The sequence below is a fragment of the Microbacterium sp. HD4P20 genome, assembly GCF_019449275.2.
Lineage (GTDB): Bacteria > Actinomycetota > Actinomycetes > Actinomycetales > Microbacteriaceae > Microbacterium.
Genome location: NZ_JAHZQZ020000006.1, coordinates 128,739 through 145,680, shown reverse-complemented (window position 1 = coordinate 145,680; position 16,942 = coordinate 128,739). Strand labels below are relative to the sequence as shown.

The window sequence follows — 16,942 nt, the reverse complement described above, 5'->3', positions numbered from 1 at the left end:
TCAGCTGGCGAGAGCCAGCACCGGCGCCAGGTCGTCCCGCGTGAGCCGGATCCATGGGCCGGCCGGATCCACCACGACACCGCTCAGGCCAACATCTCCGCCGAGCGCCTTCGCGAGCTGGGTCGCCGTGATGGGCGCGGCGTTGTCGCCGCGTCCGACCACGGCGACCTCGAGCGGGTGCGAGTACACCTCGAGGTACCGGGTGCCGTCGGCCTGCCGACCCTCCGCCAGCCCCGGCTTGCCGCCGGCGGCGGCGCCGACGGCCACCCACAGCGGCACACGGGTGAGCGCCTGGGCGATCTCTGCCGATGTCGCGGGTGTGCGATCACCTGCCAGCAGGGTCTTGACCGTCAGCTTCGGGTCGGCCTGCTCGACGATCTTCTGCAGCAGCTCCCTCGGCAGCACCGCCCGAGCGGGAGCGGAGGCGTGATCGAGGATGAGCCCGTCATAGGTTCCGGCAAGCACGTGCTTGAGCACCGAGAGCACCGGCTGCCCCATCGCCGAGGTGTCGACGTCGCCGTCTGCGCGCAGGCTCGCCTGCAACGCGGCACCGCTCGAGTAGCCGAGGGCGAACGTGCGCTCGCCGGCGTTGACGACGGCGAGGGGCAGGTTCTTGCCCTCCGCGAGCAGCGTGCGAGCGTCGCCCTTCACGCGAAGGAACACATGCCCCTGCAGCAGTTGCCGAGCGACATCCAGCACCGTGTGCGCCGGCGCGCCGTCGGGCACCCGCGCAAGCGCATCCCGCAACAGCACGTTGTCGCGCAGGCCAGGGATGGTCTCACTGGAGGTCGGCGCGACCCGAGTCTCGGCACGCGCGTTGCCGCGCGGACGCGGAGCTTCCTTCGGCGTCGCCGGGGTGGCGGGCGTCGCCGAAGTCGCCGGAGTCCCAGCGCCGAGCCCGCCGAACGTCGAGACGGAGATCGATACACCCGACACGGCGTCCACCTCGGCGGGGCCCGAGGGCGTTGGCGCTGCGGCATCCGCCGCCGGCACGTCGGACGGAGCCTCCGCGTGCGTGGGCCCAGCCGCGGCATCCACCGCCTCCGTGCCGGAGGTCTCTGGAACCTGGGCCTCCGGGCTTGGTGGGGCGCCCGCATCGCGCGAGCTCGACTCACCGTGCACCTCTGCGGCAGCTCCACCGGCGGCGGCGGCGTCTTGCTCGCTCGGCGGCGCCGCCGACGCGGCTACATCCTCCCCCGAACCGGGCTCGGCGGGCTTCTTCGGACGGCGCGAGAACAAGGCCATTGTGCGAGCCTAACCCGACCCCTCCCGTACTCTCGATGCTCACAACTCAGGCTCGCACCGAGCTCCGCTACGGCCGAACCCCGAAACTCCCCGTGGACGTTCGACCCCGCTACCGCTCTGCCTGAATTGCGAACAGGTGCCTCTCCCCAGGCGCCGATCTACCGCCCCGCCACGGCACCGCGGCGACCCCCGGCCGCCTCCCCACCCCGCCGCTGTACCGTTCTCCTGATCAGCGCGCCACCAGCAGGCCGCGGCCCGCGGAATCCCGCCACTCGCCGCACCGCACAGCCACATCAGTCCGGAGTTAGGTACACCGGCCCGTCACGACAGCGCAGAGATTCCTGCCGCGATCACGCCGATGCCCACGGCAAGAAGGGATGCCGCGAGCACCACGACCCCAGCCCAGAGCAGTGCGATGGCCCGGCCAGGACGCTGCGGGTCGCGCCCGAGCACGGACAGGAAGAACCCCGCCGGGATCAGGATCGCACTTGCGAGCACGCCGACCGCGGTCCACTGCCACACGGGCGCAGCGCCTACTGCCGCGAGGAGCAGCAGGCTCACGAGCCCGAGGATCACGAGCACCCCCGCGTGGGCGTGGCCCGCCCGGAAGAAGGTCTTCTGCAGGTCATTGAACGGCAGCCCGCCCGTCGCGACGCGCAGCAGGAAGGTTCCGCCCGACATGATGCCGATGACGGTAAGGATCGACGCACCCGCGACGATCGTGAGGATCGGGTCCACTGTGTCCTCCATGAGATCGCAACTCGACTGGATAGTTTCACTCCCCAGTATTGGATAGCGATAGTATCCAATGCAAGCCCTGAGGAGAGCTCATGAAGATCTCGCAGCTCGCCGAGCGCAGCGGAGTCCCTGTCGCGACGGTGAAGTTCTACATCCGCGAGGGCATGCTCCCCCGCGGTGAGGCGATGTCGGCGACGAGCGCCCAGTACGGCGACGACCACCTCTCGCGGCTGCGACTCATCGCGGCGCTCGCGGATGTGCGTGGCCTCCCGCTCTCGCGGGTGCGCGACATCCTCGCCCTCATCGATTCCCCCACCGGAGAACCGATCGACATCCTGGGTCACGCGGTGGGTGCACTCCCGCCCTACGTCGACGGCGATCGCGACGACTACCCCCGCGCGCGCGCCGCGATCGCCGAGCTGGGCCTCACCTACGACCCCGGCTTCACCGCGGTCGCGCAGCTGGACGAGGCGCTGCGCGCGGTGGAGGGAGCGGGGCTGGATGCCTCACCCGCGGTCCTCCGGCGGTACAGCGATGCGATGCGCCGGGTCGCCGCAGAGGAAGTCGCGCCGGTCGCCGGGATGACTGTCGACGAGGCCGTGCCGTACGCCGTGCTCGGCACGGCGCTCTATGAGCCGGTCATGCTCGCACTCCGCCGCCTCGCCCACCACCACCTCCTGGTCGAGCGGGGCGAAGGCTGAGGCGACGCCGCTGTCCGCGGGACGGCGGCGCGTCAGAGCTTCTCGATCGGGGCGATCTTGATCAGCAGCTTCTTCGGACCGGCGGTGTCGAAGCGCACGTGCGCGACTCGCTTCGCGCCCTCGCCGGTGACGGCATCCACTTTTCCTTCGCCGAAGTCGTCGTGACGGATGCGGTCACCCGGCGAGAGTACAAGGTCGCCGTTGTCGCGGACCTTCGCCGGGATCTTGTTGGCGAACCGTTCGATACTGCCGTTCGGCTCGCGACGCGGAAGGGGCACAAGGTCGTCGCCGTAACGCCTCCCCGATCCGGAGCCCCCGAAACCCGACCCGGACTGACGCCGCGCGTTGAGCGCGCGGGACTGGGTGCCGCCGCGCGAGTTGACGTCGCCGGGCGACTGGCGCCAGTGGAGCAGCTCATTCGGGATCTCTTGCAGGAACCTGCTCGGCATCGCGACGGTCACCTCGCCGAACTGGGCGCGGGTCATGGCGAGCGACAGGTACAGGCGCTTGCGCGCGCGGGTGATGCCGACGTAGAAGAGTCGTCGCTCTTCCTGCGGCCCACCCGGCTCGTTGGCCGAGATCCGGTGCGGGATCAGGTCTTCTTCGACACCGGTGACGAACACGGCGTCGTACTCGAGGCCCTTCGCGGTGTGCATCGTCATGAGCGACACCGAGCCCGACGCGTCTTCGAGGTCGTCGGCATCCGACACCAGCGCCACCTCGGTCAGGAAGTCGAGAATCGTCCCCTCGGGGTTGTTGCGGGCGAACTCCCGCGCGACGGCGACGAGTTCGTCGAGGTTCTCGATGCGGGCCTCGTCCTGTGCGTCCTTGCTGGCACGCAGCGCGTCGTAGTACCCGCTCTTGCTGAGGAGCAGCTGCAGCCCGTCGGCGACCGCGGTCGGCGGCGCGAGCTCACCCGACGCGGGAAGCATGAGGGCGGATGCCTCGGCCAGCACCGCGTCCAGATGCGCGATCGCCGCCTGGATCTTGGGGCCCACGCCCAGCGCTGACGAGTTGGCGAGGGCGTCGCGGAACGTGATCTGCTGGTCGACGGCGTAGCGGGCGATCGTCTCGATCGTCACGTCGCCGATGCCCCGTCGCGGCCGGTTGATGATGCGGCGCATCGCCATCTCATCGGCGGGGTTCGCGACCGCGACGAGGTAAGCCAGGGCGTCCTTGATCTCGGCGCGCTCGTAGAATTTGGTGCCGCCCATGATCTTGTAGGGCAGGGCGGAGCGGATGAAGATCTCTTCCAGCGCACGGGACTGGGAGTTGGTGCGGTAGAACACGGCGATCTGCGAATAGTCGACGCCCGCCTTGCGAAGCACCTCGATCTCGTCGGCGACGAACTGCGCCTCGTCGTGCTGCGAGTAGCCGGTGAAGCCGATGATCTTCTCGCCCTCGCCGACGTCGGTCCACAGGCGCTTGTCTTTGCGGTCGAAGTTGTGGCTGATGACGGCGTTGGCGGCCGAGAGGATGTTCTGCGTCGAGCGGTAGTTCTGCTCGAGCAGCACGACCTTGGCTCCGGGGAAGTCGCGCTCGAACTCGCTGATGTTGCGGATGTCGGCGCCGCGGAACGCGTAGATCGACTGATCGGAGTCGCCCACGACGGTCAGCGAGGCGCCGGCCTTGTCGGGGTCGTTCGCCGGGTCGGGCTCGAAGATCATCATGCCGCCGGCGCCGGCCAGGGGTGCGGCATCCGAACCGATCGGCCGGGTCAGCTCGTGGATGAGCGAGTATTGCGCGTGGTTGGTGTCTTGGTACTCGTCGACCAGAACGTGCCGGAACCGGCGGCGATACACGTCGGCGACGTGCGGGAACGCCCGGAACAGGAAAACTGTCTGGGCGATGAGGTCGTCGAAGTCGAAGGCGTTGGCTCGCTGCAGCTCGCGCTGGTACGCGGCGAACAACTCGACGAAGACCCGTTCGGCGGGATCGCTCATGTTCGCCGAGCGGGCGTAGGACTCGGCATCCGCCAGCTCGTTCTTGAGCTTGGAGATCTTGCCCTGCGTGGCCGCCGGCGTGAGCCCGTAGGCGTCGGCTTCGTGCTCTTTGACGAGGCGCTTGATGAGCGCGCGCGAGTCGCCGGAGTCGTAGATCGTGAAGGCCTTCGTGAAGCCGAACTGCTCGGCCTCGCGCCGCAGGATGCGCACGCACGCCGAGTGGAACGTCGAGATCCACATGCCGCGCGCGGTGTCGCCGACGAGCTGCTCGACGCGCTCGCGCATCTCACCCGCGGCCTTGTTGGTGAACGTGATCGCGAGGATCTGGCTGGGCCATGCCTCGCGGTTGCGCAGCAGCGACGCGATGCGTCGCGTGAGCACGCTCGTCTTGCCGGAACCGGCACCCGCGACGATGAGCAGAGCCTGCCCGCGGTACGTCACGGCCTCGCGCTGCTGCGGGTTGAGCCCCGCGAGCAAGTCCTCGTCGGGCCGCGCGTCAGGGTAGGCGTGAGCGCGCGGGCCGGCACTGCCGTCCAGAACGATAGGACGAGAGGTCCCCACTCCCCCTCCAGACATCGTCCCCACGCCGCCTCCACGCGCCGCTGGCGCGTCGCGCGGAGCCGCCGGTCGTGTGGGCCCAGGCGCGCTGTCGGGAGCCTCTGGGTGTGGGGGCCCAGCCGGGCCCGGCGCGGTCGGAGTGGCGTCGGTCATGTCCCACCAAGTCTAGGTCGCCCGACCGACACCCGACCGGGGCGTCAGAGCAGGCGCCGGGCCGACGCCCACGCCGTCAGCTCATAGCGCGACGACAGCTGCAGCTTGCGCAGCACGGCCGACACGTGCGACTCCACAGTCTTCATCGAGATGAACAGCTCGGCGGCGACCTCCTTGTACGCGTAACCGCGGGCGATGAGCCGCATGACCTCCTGCTCGCGCGTCGACAGCCTGTCGAGCTCGTCGGTGGTCGTCGCCGTCTCGCCCATCGCTGCTCCGAACGCGTCGAGCACGAACCCGGCCAGCCGCGGCGAGAACACCGCGTCGCCGTCTGCGACGGCGTGGACGGAGCGACTGACCTCGGCTCCCGATGAGCCCTTCGTGATGTACCCGCGCGCACCGGCCCGGATGACGCGGACGACGTCTTCTGCGGCATCCGACACACTCAGCGCCAAGAAGCGCGTGGACGGGGCGGACGGTGCCGCGCCGCGAATGACCGCCTCGCCTCCCGCCGCATCGGCGCCGGTCCCCACGACCCCAGCCTCCCCCGACGGCAGGTGCACGTCGAGCAGCACGACGTCGGGCTGGGTCCGGGCGATCGCCTCGACCGCGGCGGCGACATCGGCGGCCTCGCCCACCACGTCGATCGACGGGTCCAGGTCGGCCCGCAGGCCGGATCGGAAGATCGAGTGGTCGTCGACGATCAGCACGCGCACGGTCGCCTCAGCCAAGACGGGCCTCCGCGGACGGCATCGGATCTTTGGCGGCGGACGCGTCGTTCACGAAATGCAGGTGCACTTCGGTGCCGCCGCCGGCTCCACGCCGGATGGTCGCGGAACCTCCGGCTCGCCGCATCCGTCCGATGATCGATTCGCGGATGCCGAGCCGGTCGGCCGGCACCGATTCGAGATCGAATCCCGGCCCCCGATCGCGCACGAACACGTCGACCGCGTCGGCGTTGCCCTCGATGTACACCGAGACGTCGCCGCCCGCGTGCCGTGCCGCGTTGAGCATCGCCTCACGGGAGGCCGCGGCCACCTCGCCGCTGGCCCGCTCTGCGGGCAGCCCTGCCGAGACGACGTCGATGCGCACCGGATAGTCGAGCTCGAGGGCCGCGCCGTAGTCCCTCAGGTCGGTCGGAAGGTCGCTGTCGGCGGGAGCATCACCGTCGTACAGCCACGCGCGCAGTTCGCGCTCCTGCGCGCGAGCCAGTCGTGCGACGTCGCTCGAGGCTTCGGAGCGGTTCTGGATGAGCGCCAGCGTCTGCAGCACGGAGTCGTGCAGGTGCGCCGCCATCTCGGCGCGCTGTTCTTCGCGGATGCGGCGCACGCGCTCGCCCGTCAGCTCTCGCCACTTGTCGACGAGCACCGAGGAGTACACGAGCCCGATGCCGACCAGTGGCACCAGCGCGATCACGAACCCGGCGATTCCGGCGTCGGCCAGCGTCGTGAGCTGGGCGAAGAGCACCACCGCCAGCACGACGGTCACGGTGATGCGGACGATCGTCTCGTGCCGGGGCCCGCGAGCCGGGTCACGCCGATCGACCAAGGTCGCCCACACACCCGCCGCGGCGGCGAGCGCGGTCGTGCCGATCACCGACGCTGCCCACGTGGGCACCGTGCCGAAGGCGACGCCTCCTGCTCGCCATGTGCCCAGTGCCACCAGGGTGGCGAGGACGCCCGTGATCGACAGGGCCGTGAGGATCCACGCCACCGGCACGCGCCTGGTCGGCCTGTCATCGTCGCGTTCGGCCGGCGCCCACGGCACGAACACCCAGAGCCATGCGTACAGCAGTGCCCCCATGCCCCACACCGGCGAGAGCACGACGAATGCTGCGCGCACGAACCACAGCGGCCAGCCGAGGTGATGTGCCAGCGCGGCAGAGACCCCCGAGACGGCGCACGCACGCGGACGCTCCAGCGCCGGGCGCACCCAGTCCGGCTGTCGACGGACGGCGCGGTCGTGCGCGCGGGCGATCGCCGCAGCATCCGCAATCCTCGTCTTCGCAGCCATGCGCTCATCCAATCACCCGGCGGCCCGCCGAGCGCACCGTCGGGGGCAAGGATCAGGGTCGGGTCAGGGGATCACCCCATGGCGGGTGCGGCGGGCGCACCGCCAGGCTGGACTCATGACCGACACGACGTCCGCACCGGCGAGTCCCCCCGCCGACCCCGGACCGCCCCCGCCCGCTCCGCCCGGCCTTCCGACCGGATCGGACCGCTTCTTCTCGTGGGTCCGCGGCTTCGGCATCGTCCGCGCCGACGGCTGGCTCGGCGGCGTGTGCGGCGGTGTCGCGGCACGCCTGCGCATCGATCCGATCATCGTGCGCGGCATCTTCGTGGTGGTCGCGCTGATCGGCTTCCCGGCGCTGCTGATCTACGCGATCGCGTGGGCGCTGCTGCCCGACGCGAGCGGCCGGATTCACCTGCGCGAGCTGTTCCACGCACGGTTCGACCCCGCCATGATCGGCATCCTGATCCTCGCCGTGGTGAGCTTGGTCCCCCTCGCGCCATGGCTGTGGAATGCCACGTTCACCCCTCTGTGGGGTGGTTTCGGCGGCTACCCGCTGCCGATCTGGGATCTGTCGTCGCCGTCCGGCGGGTTCGGTGTCATCCTCACGCTGGCGCTCATCGGCGGCGCCACGTTCCTCATCGTCCGGTCGGCGCGTGCCGGCCGGCGCGCCTCGGCGGAGACTTCGCGAACGGCTTCCGCGGAGTCCGACCCGATGCCGGCGACCGCATCGTCTTCGGGTGACGACGCGGCAGCCGCTCCCCTCGCGGAGCACGGGGGCTCGGCCGGTCGGGCGCCGGCCGAGCCCCCGTCGGAGGCGCCCGGCCTGCTGGCTCCCCCGCCAGGTCCCCTGGCGGATGACGCCGAGATCGCACAGTGGCGGGCGACGCACGAAGCCTGGCGCGCGCAGAACGACGCGTGGCGTCGCAGCCAGCAGGACGCCGAGCGCGCAGCGCGCGAGCAGGCACGCCACGAGCGCGAGGCCGCGGGCGCCGCGTTCGCCGCCGAGGCCGAGGAGCGCCGCCGCCTCCGCCGTGCCACGCGGCCGCGCACGAGCTTCGTGTTCGTGCTGACCGCGCTGGGCGCGGCGGTCGTCACCGGTGCGATCTGCGCGCTGATGGCGATGACGGATGCCGCAACCGCGCCGTTCGCTGCGGCCATCGGTCTCCTCGCCGGAGCTGTCGTGGCCGCGCTGGCGATGATCGGAGCGGGAGCGTTCCGCCGGCGCAGCGGGTTTCTCGCGGCCGTGACGATCGCGCTGCTGGTCGCGGGACTGGCGACGGCCGTGGCATCCGGCCCTCGCAGCCTCGCGCTGGGGCACGTCCATCTGGCCACGAACGCCTCACCGGTGTCGATCACCCAGCCCTTCGGCACCGCCGACATCGTGGTCCTCTCGCTGTCGGACGACGAGACTGTCACCGCGGGAGACATCAGCATCCACAAGGTCTCTGGTGACACCTACATCACCGTGTATCCGGGCACCGTGCTCGACTTGAAGGCGACCCTGGACCGGGGCGGTGTCAATTTCAGCCGCATCGATCAGGCCACCGGCGAGTCCGAGGACGGCGCGGTCTATCCCCACGACGGCCCCGACGGGCGCGCCGAGTGGACGTGGTTCGTGCGCAACACCGGCCCGTCGGCCGAACCCGCGACGCGCCAGCGCATCGAGCTCGACCAGGCCGCCGGATCCGTTTTCGTGACCATCTACGAGTCGGAGGAGAACCGATGACCGACGCCCCGCCCCCCGATTCGCACACGCCGCTCCCGCCGGCGGACGAAGACGTGACGCCCGAGACCCCGGCCCCCGTGTCGACCGCACTCTTCCCGCCGGCTTATCAGGCTCCGGTGACCGCGGACGTCGCGGCGCCGGCCGCCGCGACGGAGGCTCCTCGCACCCGCTGGGCGGCGATCATCTGGGGCGCCGTGTTCGCCGCGACCGCCGCGGTCGCGCTGTGGGTGACGGTCAGCCCAGACCGGCGCACCGCCCTGGCCGACTGGACAGTGAACCTCTCCCCGCCCGCCGCGGTCGCGTACCTCGCGCTCGTCGTCGGCGCGATCGCGCTCGTAGCGGGCGTGGTCGGCGTCGCACGCCGCGCGCAGCGCGCGCTCGCTCGCCGCCGGTCCGGGCCGATGGCCGATGCGGAGCGCGGGGCTGTCGAGGCCTGATCCGGCGCCGCATCCGGGCACGTCGCCACTGCGCCAACAGGTCAACCGCGCTTTCACAGGAGGGTGGAACGGTCAGATCTCCTGTGGAAGGCCGGTTTTCCTGTGGAGGACCTGCAGCACCGGCACGGGCAGGGGCTCCGGCATCCGTCGCGCAGAACACCTGGTTCAGCGCACACGGGTCCGAACCGCCCCCACTCTTCCTGCCCTCGCCAGAACACCTGTTCTCGGCAGACGAACCGTGCGGGAACGGATGCTGCGGCCCGCGGCCGCACCCCTCTCAGACGAAGATCACGCCGCGGTACGCCTCGTCGCTCCAGCGCACGAGCACGTCGAGGTCGGCGAGGTGAATCGGCAGCTCGTGTGTGTCGACCCAGGTCTCGCCGGCTTCGACGTTGATCCAGGGGTCCTCGACGACCACGGCGCCGCCTGCCACCGCATGCGCGACGATCCAGTGAGGTCCGACTTCGCCGTGCATGGCCGCCTCGTCGATCAGGAGCAGAGCTCGTTCGCCACCCGCCACGCGTTCCGCGATCTCCGTCACCGCGATCCGATCCCGGCGCACCGGGATGCCCCGTTCGATGGCCTGCCGCAACGAGTCGGCCTGGAGTTCGGCGCGGAACGAATGGTCGAACCCCTCGAAGCCTTCCAGCAGCGCAGGGCCCTCGAGATCCAGGGCCACCTCGACGGCCGCGGCAGACACGCCCGCCACCCGGTCGTGGAGCGCGACAGCCAGACCGATCGGCTCGCACGCCGGGTAATTGCTGGCGCTCCGCCAGAACGCGATCTCGCGATCGCGGTCCCCCGCGCTGCCGTCGAAGCCGCCCGGCGCGCGCCCCTCGGACGCGATCAGGGCGGCCACGGCACCGCAGGTGAACAGCGTGGTCTGGGCGTAATACCCCGGCTCATCGTGCTCGACCGCGTCGAGCCACAGGACGTATCCGCCGACCGCCTCGGTGCCGACGGCAGCCCAGGGCCGGCGCATCGCGACGAAGCCCCGGTCGACGCCGAACGCGGGAACACCCTCGCCCGCGACGACCTCCCACTTGACCGCCACGTCGCCCCGGTCACGCGCCCCCTCGACAACCGCATCCACTGCCTGCGCCGCGGCCGTCTCGTCGCGCCACCACAGGTCGATGATCTTCGTGGCGGCGGTCGAGGGGCGGCCGCTGGTCAGCGCCGCCGCGACCGGTGCACCCGCATCGTCGCGGATGACCACGCTCGCCGGGCGATACCCGCTGCGAGACAGTCGCCACCGGGCCGCCCGTGTCGCGGTCAAGCCGTGAGCCTCAAGCTCGTCGGCGATGTCGACCGGCGAGATCCCGGCGGCGTCGCGCAGTGTGGCGGGCATATCAGTCCTTTCCTGGAGCGTCGACGACGACGCCCGGGTTCTCGCGGCGTGCTGCGGCGACCAGCAGCGCGGTGTACTCGTGGCGCGGTTCGCTCAAGACCTGCTCGCACGTCCCCGACTCGACCACACGGCCCTGCCACAGGACCGCGACCGTGTCGGCCAGCATGCGCACGACGGCCAGGTCGTGCGAGATGAAGAGGATCGCGATGCCGAGCTCGTCACGCAGCCGCACGAGCAGGGCGAGGATCTGCGCTTGTACCGACACGTCCAGCGCCGAAACCGATTCGTCGCAGATGAGCAGGCGCGGGTTCGGGGCGAGCGACCGCGCGATCGCGACGCGCTGACGCTGCCCACCCGAGAGCTCGGCGGGTCGCTTGCGAGCGAACTCCGCCGGAAGTCCCACCGTGGCCAGCAGCGACGCCACGTCGCCCGGCGGGCGGCCGGCGACGCCGAGCGCTTCTCGCAGGATCGCGCCGATGCTCATCATCGGGTTCAGCGAGGAATAGGGATCCTGGAAGACGATCTGCATCTGCCCGGGCGTGCGTGATCTGCGGCCGGGGGCCAGGGGGGCGCCATCGAAGAGGATCTCGCCGGAGCCCTCCGTCTCGAGTCCGGCGATGCACCGGGCGAGCGTCGACTTGCCCGAGCCGGACTCTCCGACCACGCCCACGATCTTTCCCGAGCCGACGTCGAGGTCCACGTCGTCTAGCACGAGTCGTTCGCCGAAGTGCTTGACGACGCCCCGCGCACGCAGCAACGGCGCACCGTCATCGTCCGGCATCCCGCCGGGGCCGGCCGCTGCCGACGACGCAGCCAGCGTCGGGTCCGCCTCGATCAGGGCACGCGTGTACGGATGCTGTGGGTCCGCGAGCACGGTGGCGGTGGCGCCCCGCTCCACGACCTCGCCGTGCCGCATCACCAGCACATGATCCGTCCGTCCGCGCACCAGCCCCAGGTCGTGGGAGATGAGGATGACGCAGAGGTTCCGGGCCCGCTGCACCGACCGCAGCAGGTCGAGGATCTCGGCCTGGTTCGAAGCATCCAGCGCCGTCGTCGGCTCGTCGGCGATGATGAGTTCGGGATCCGCGGCGAGCGCGGCAGCGATCGCGACACGCTGCCGCATCCCACCCGAGAGCTGGTGGGGATACGAACGGGCGACATACGAAGGCAGTTTCACCTCCGCGAGCGCCTCGGCGACGGCCTGGTCGCGCTCGCCGCGCGACAGGCGACGCGGCGCCGCGGCATCCAGCGTCCACCCGATCTGATCGCCGCACCGATGCACGGGGGAAAGACTCGTGAACGGGTCCTGGAGGAGGAGCGTGACGGTGCGACCGCGAACGCTTCTCCACTCGGCATCGCTCGCGTCGAGACCGACGGCGCGAGAGCCGATGTGCATCGAGCCGTTCGCCCGGAAGCCCCGTGGGAGCAGGCCGACGAGCGCCTTGGCGGTCAATGTCTTGCCCGACCCGGACTCGCCGATGACGGCGAGGGTACGACCGGGTTCGATCGCGGCGTCGAGCGGCGCGACCATGGGGCCGTCGTGCCCGATGACCGTCAGGCCTTCGATTCGCACGCCGTTCACAGCGCCTTTCCCACCTGTGAGAGGCGCTGGCCCGCCCAGTCGCCGACGAGGTTGACCGCGGATGCGACGAGGATGATGAGCACCGCGGGCACGATGACCGCGAACGGGTTGTCGAACATGATCGCGCGGTTGTCGGTGAGCTGTCGCCCCCAGTCGGCCGTCCCGGGCGGGACCCCCACTCCGAGGAACGACAGTGAGGAGAAGGCGACCAGCGCGAACGCGACGTTGAGCATGGCGTTCGTGAGCACCAGGGTCGAGACGTTGGGAAGGATGTGGCGGAACATCACGCGCCAACGCGACAGCGACAGCATCCTCGCCGCTTCGATATACGGGCGTGCAGACTGCTCGAGCACCCCTGCTCGCACGATTCGGATGTCGGACGGTGAGAACAGCAGGATCAGCAGGCCGACGGTGATCCAGTAGCCGCCGCCGAACACGCCTGACACCACGATGGCCGCGAGCAGCACGGGCAGCGCAAGGAGCAGATCGGTCCAGCGGCTGACTACTACGTCGAGCCAGCCGCGCTCGTAGCCGGCAAGGGTTCCGAGCACGATGCCGAGAACCATCGACCCGACCGCGACGCACACGGGCCCGATCAGCGCGGAGGCGGTACCGGCGACCGTCATCGCCCACACGTCGCGACCCAGTTCGTCGGTGCCCAGCGGGTATCCTGGCGTGCCGGCCGGCAGCCGGCCGGACAAGATGTCCTGCCGCATCGCGTCGGGGTACAGCCAACCGCCGAACAGCACCGCGAACACAGCAAGACCGAGCACTACGAATGCGAAGACGATCGTCCAGGGCACGCGCCGGCGCTTGGTGCGAGACGGAGCGCTCAGCAGATCGATCGCGGCCGTCATGCGCGCACCTCACTGCGGCGGATGCGGGGATCGAGAAGGAAGTATGCCAGGTCGGCGAGCAGCGCGATGATCGCGATCACCACCGCGACGAGAAGAGTGAGCGACTGCACCACTGCGATGTCTTTGAAGAGCACGGAATCCTGGAGCAGCGTTCCGAGCCCCGGCAGTGAGTATGTCGTCTCGGCGAGCACCGTGCCGCCGACGAGGAAGGTCAGCACGAGGCTCGCGCCGGTCACGATCGGTATCGCGGCGTTGCGCAGCGCGATGCGGTGCACCTGTGATTCGGCGATGCCGCGGGCGCGGGCCGACGTGACGTAGTCCGCTTCGAGTTCTCGGAGCATCGCCGTGCGAGTGAGCTTCACGACGATGGCGCCGAGGCCCAGCGCGAGGGTCACAGCCGGCAACACCAGGTGCCACAGCGTGTCCAGTCCGCCCGTGCCCCCGCCGTAGACGGGAAAGATGCGGAAGTAGTACGCGAACACATAGAGCAGCAGCAGACCGACGGCGAAGGTCGGGGCGCTGAGCCCGACGATCGCCAGGCTGTTCGCGGTGCGGTCGGTCCATCCGCCGGCGCGCACCGCGCTCTGCACGCCGAGCGGGACGGCGATGACCAGCGCGATGACGAAGGCGAGGCCGCACAGCGCCAGAGTGATGCCGAGGCGCTGGCCGATCGCGTCGCCGACGGCTACCTGAAGCCGGACCGACTGCCCGAGGTCACCCGTGACGAATCCGCCCAGCCACTTCAGGTACTGCAACCACACCGGGTCGTCGAGGTTGTACTGGGCGCGGACCGCCGCGACCGCCTCGGGCGAGGACGGACGGTTGCCGAGCAGGTTCTTCACGATGTCGCCGGGCGCCAGGTGCATGAGCGAGAAGATCACGATCGAAAGCACCAGCAGCACGGCGAGCATGCCGAGCACGCGCACCGTCAGCAATCGGCCGACCGACCGGTACCGCGACGCGCGTGCTCGGACGGGGAGCTGCTGCGTCACTGGCCCATCCGGTACAGCTGGGTCGGCCACGACGAGATGAACGCGAAGGAGCTGTAGTCGTTGAGCCCGAGGTCGTCTGCGAAGGCAGTGGCGGACTGACCCCACCACAGCGGAACGTTGACAGCGTCCTCTGCCTGCAGCGTCTCAGCCTGAATCAACAGGTCGACTCGCGCGGCAGGGTCGGACTCCGCTCCGGCCTGCGCGAGCAGGTCCACGATCTCGGGGTTGTCATATGCCGACGGGTTGCCGGCGCCCAGAAGGTAGCTCGGCACCTCGGCCGGGTCTCCCAGCGTCGAGAAGTACCACATCAGGCCGACGCCATGGTCGGACGAGGCATCCAGGCTGGCAAGCCATTCCTCGATCGGCACCTCACGCACGTTGAGCGTGATGCCGACCTCGGCGAGGTTCTGCGCGAGCGCCTGCGCAGCCGTGCCGAGCTGCGGGCCGGTGTTCGGCGTGAGGAGTTCGGCCTCGAACCCGTCGGCCACCGAGGATTCGGCGAGGGCCGCCTTTGCGGCATCCAGATCGAAATCCCATTGCGGGATACCGGCGAGCGCCTCGCGTGCCTCGTCAGCGCCATAGACGTTCCCGAGCGACTCGGGTGTCATGATCGAGGTCGCCGCTTCGCCGTGCCCGCGCAGAAGCCGCTCGACGTAGGCGTCCCGGTCCACCGCATGCGCGAAGGCCTGCCGCACCTTGGGGTCGTCGAACGGGGCGATGCTCGTGTTGAAGTACAGGCCCACGTACGACAGATCGTTGACGTAGTCCACGCGCATCGTGTCGAGTCCCTCCCACTGCTGCGACTGGGCGAGCGGCACGTTGAAGGCGACATCCACGTCGCCCGACTGCGCGGCGAGCAGGCGGGTGGACTCATCCGCAATGAAGTTGACGGTGATCTGTTTCACCTTCGGCAGTTCACCCCACCAGGTGTCGACGCGTTCGAAGGTCACGTGGGAGTCGGGGGCGAACTCGGTCACCTTGTACGGTCCCGAGCCGAGCAGCAGCGCGTCAGGGGTGCCGACCTTGCCGTCGTGGTCTTCCCAGAACGCCTTCGACGTGATGAACGCGGCGCCACCGGTGCTCATGTTCGCGGCGAACGCCGCGTCGGGCTCGGTCAGCGTGATGGTGACCTCGCTATCACCGGTTTTCTCGATCATGTCGACGTTCGACAGGTAGTACGCCAGACCGGGCGAGCTCGTCTCGTCGCGCGCCTGCTCGAGGCTGAAGACGACGTCGTCAGCGGTGACAGGGGTGCCGTCGTGGAAGACGGCGTCGTCTCGCAGCTCGTACACATACGTGACCTCGTCGGTCTGCTCCCACGACTCGGCCAGCCCCGGCTGGGTGCGCCCCTGAGCGTCGACCGAGACGAGACCTTCCTGGGCGATCGAAGCGATGTAGTAGTTCAGGATGCCGGCTTCCTGGCCGACATAGAGGCTCGAGAGCGATCCGGGCAATGCCACCGAGATGTGGTCGATATCGGCGCCCGAGTCGGGGCCGGCGTTGGATTCGGGGGCGGGGCCGGAACAGGCTGCCAGAAGCAGCGCGCCTGCAGCGGCCACGGCGCCGGCTTTCGCGAGGCGGGCCGGAGACGGGATCGACATGATGGGACTCTCCTCGGGTGTGAGTGCTGCGGTGCGGAATCGGGCGCGATGGCTTTCGCTGCGCCGGCGGGCGTCGAGAATGGCTTCGACTTCGGCGGGAATGCGGCGGTGTGTGGCGAGCGTGCGGAGGGCCGTCGCGACGGCGGGGATCGATGCCGCCTCAACGAGGGTTGCCGCGGACATACGCCGGGTGAACGACGGAGCGATGCCGAGGGCGCGAAGGCCCGCGGGAAGTGAGACGCCGACGAGGTCGGACTCGGCAACGAACGCGGTGCCCACCCCGTGGGCGGCGAGCGCGATGGCGGCATCGGGGCGGCTCACCACGAGGTCGTCGCCGCGCGGCGTGCGGTCGATGGATGCCGCGACGACGTCGCTGCAGGTGCCGCGTCCCCGAATCCACGGGAGGCTCGACAGGGCGCGCGCGTCGACACGGCCTCCGGGCGCATCGAGGTCGGCTGCAGTGACGGCCACGACCTCCTCGGCGAAGAGGAAGGTCGAGCGCATGCCGGTTCGGCGGGGCGTCGGACGCCGGCCGGCAGAGGCGACGGCCAGGGTCACGGCGACATCGGCGCGGCCCCCGCGCACCATGTCGAGCGCCTCGGAAGCGTCGGCGCACTCGTGGACCGTCACCTCGATGCCCGGGATCTGACCGTTCAGCCGCGCCATCGTCGGCGCCACGACGTGGGCGACGCTCGCGATCTCGGCGGCGAACCGGACGGCACCTGCGCGACGCCCGAGGACGCGCGCGAGCTCTGTCGCGGCAGCCGTCAGGCTCGCGTCGATCCGCGGCGCGTGCTGAGCGAGCAAGGCGCCCACCGGGGTGAGGGATGCCGCGCGCGCAGTGCGCGCGACGAGCTGCGCACCGAGGCGGGCTTCCAGCCGCTGCACGTGCTGCGTGATCGTGGGCTGGCTGAATCCGAGCGACCGCGCCGCAGCGCTGATCGAGCCTTCCTGGTCGATGGCCACCAGAATGCGCAGCGAGTGGACATCGAGCGCGCGCGTGAGGGTGTCAATCTCAAGGGCGTCACTGCTGTCCATAGCCCGATGC

At 70.3% G+C, this 16,942-nt stretch carries 13 protein-coding genes; 3 read left to right on the top strand and 10 right to left on the bottom strand.

What is annotated here, in order from left to right; genetic code table 11:
* Complete coding sequence (locus K0817_RS01430) at positions 1-1,245, bottom strand: SseB family protein (protein WP_219979308.1); 1,245 nt, start codon at positions 1,243-1,245, stop codon at positions 1-3.
* Positions 1,246-1,566: 321 nt separating this feature from the next.
* Positions 1,567-1,995, bottom strand: coding sequence for a hypothetical protein (locus K0817_RS01425; RefSeq protein WP_219979307.1), 429 nt, complete (start codon positions 1,993-1,995; stop codon positions 1,567-1,569).
* A gap of 80 nt (positions 1,996-2,075) precedes the next feature.
* Here K0817_RS01425 and K0817_RS01420 point away from each other — a divergent pair, with 80 nt between their 5' ends.
* Entirely contained in the window at positions 2,076-2,684 is a 609-nt protein-coding gene (locus tag K0817_RS01420) for a MerR family transcriptional regulator (protein WP_219979306.1), read from the top strand.
* A 32-nt stretch (positions 2,685-2,716) separates the two neighbouring features.
* Here K0817_RS01420 and K0817_RS01415 read toward each other — a convergent pair whose 3' ends face one another.
* From K0817_RS01415 to K0817_RS01405, 3 genes are all read right to left on the bottom strand, one after another.
* Positions 2,717-5,203 carry an ATP-dependent helicase gene (locus tag K0817_RS01415; RefSeq protein ID WP_253735117.1) on the bottom strand — a complete coding sequence of 829 codons (2,487 nt, stop codon included), beginning with the start codon at positions 5,201-5,203 and terminating at the stop codon, positions 2,717-2,719.
* Positions 5,204-5,382: 179 nt separating this feature from the next.
* Positions 5,383-6,069, bottom strand: a complete 687-nt coding sequence (locus tag K0817_RS01410; RefSeq protein ID WP_219979305.1) for a response regulator transcription factor — start codon at positions 6,067-6,069, stop codon at positions 5,383-5,385.
* A complete protein-coding gene (locus K0817_RS01405; RefSeq protein ID WP_219979304.1) occupies positions 6,062-7,351 on the bottom strand; it encodes an ATP-binding protein in 1,290 nt (429 codons plus the stop codon). Before K0817_RS01405 ends, K0817_RS01410 begins: the two co-directional genes overlap by 8 nt.
* Before the next feature lie 115 nt (positions 7,352-7,466).
* Between K0817_RS01405 and K0817_RS01400 the strand changes: the two genes are divergently transcribed.
* Together K0817_RS01400 and K0817_RS01395 are read left to right on the top strand one after the other, a co-directional pair.
* On the top strand, positions 7,467-9,077 hold the full coding sequence (locus K0817_RS01400; protein ID WP_219979303.1) for a PspC domain-containing protein: 1,611 nt from the start codon (positions 7,467-7,469) through the stop codon (positions 9,075-9,077).
* Positions 9,074-9,514, top strand: coding sequence for a hypothetical protein (locus tag K0817_RS01395; protein ID WP_253735110.1), 441 nt, complete (start codon positions 9,074-9,076; stop codon positions 9,512-9,514). Before K0817_RS01400 ends, K0817_RS01395 begins: the two co-directional genes overlap by 4 nt.
* Positions 9,515-9,791: 277 nt before the next feature.
* On the opposite strand, the gene K0817_RS01390 is transcribed toward K0817_RS01395, so the two are convergent.
* The 5 genes from K0817_RS01390 to K0817_RS01370 are packed head-to-tail and all read right to left on the bottom strand — an operon-like array spanning position 9,792 to position 16,932.
* Complete coding sequence (locus K0817_RS01390; RefSeq protein WP_219979302.1) at positions 9,792-10,862, bottom strand: peptidase C39 family protein; 1,071 nt, start codon at positions 10,860-10,862, stop codon at positions 9,792-9,794.
* Position 10,863: 1 nt separating this feature from the next.
* A complete protein-coding gene (locus K0817_RS01385; RefSeq protein WP_253735109.1) occupies positions 10,864-12,444 on the bottom strand; it encodes an ABC transporter ATP-binding protein in 1,581 nt (526 codons plus the stop codon).
* On the bottom strand, positions 12,441-13,301 hold the full coding sequence (locus tag K0817_RS01380) for an ABC transporter permease (RefSeq protein WP_219979301.1): 861 nt from the start codon (positions 13,299-13,301) through the stop codon (positions 12,441-12,443). The genes K0817_RS01385 and K0817_RS01380 overlap by 4 nt, the downstream gene beginning before the upstream one ends.
* On the bottom strand, positions 13,298-14,293 hold the full coding sequence (locus K0817_RS01375; RefSeq protein ID WP_219979300.1) for an ABC transporter permease: 996 nt from the start codon (positions 14,291-14,293) through the stop codon (positions 13,298-13,300). The genes K0817_RS01380 and K0817_RS01375 overlap by 4 nt, the downstream gene beginning before the upstream one ends.
* Positions 14,290-16,932: an ABC transporter substrate-binding protein gene (locus K0817_RS01370; protein WP_219979299.1), complete on the bottom strand. Its 2,643-nt coding sequence runs from the start codon at positions 16,930-16,932 to the stop codon at positions 14,290-14,292. Before K0817_RS01370 ends, K0817_RS01375 begins: the two co-directional genes overlap by 4 nt.
* Positions 16,933-16,942: the final 10 nt, after the last annotated feature.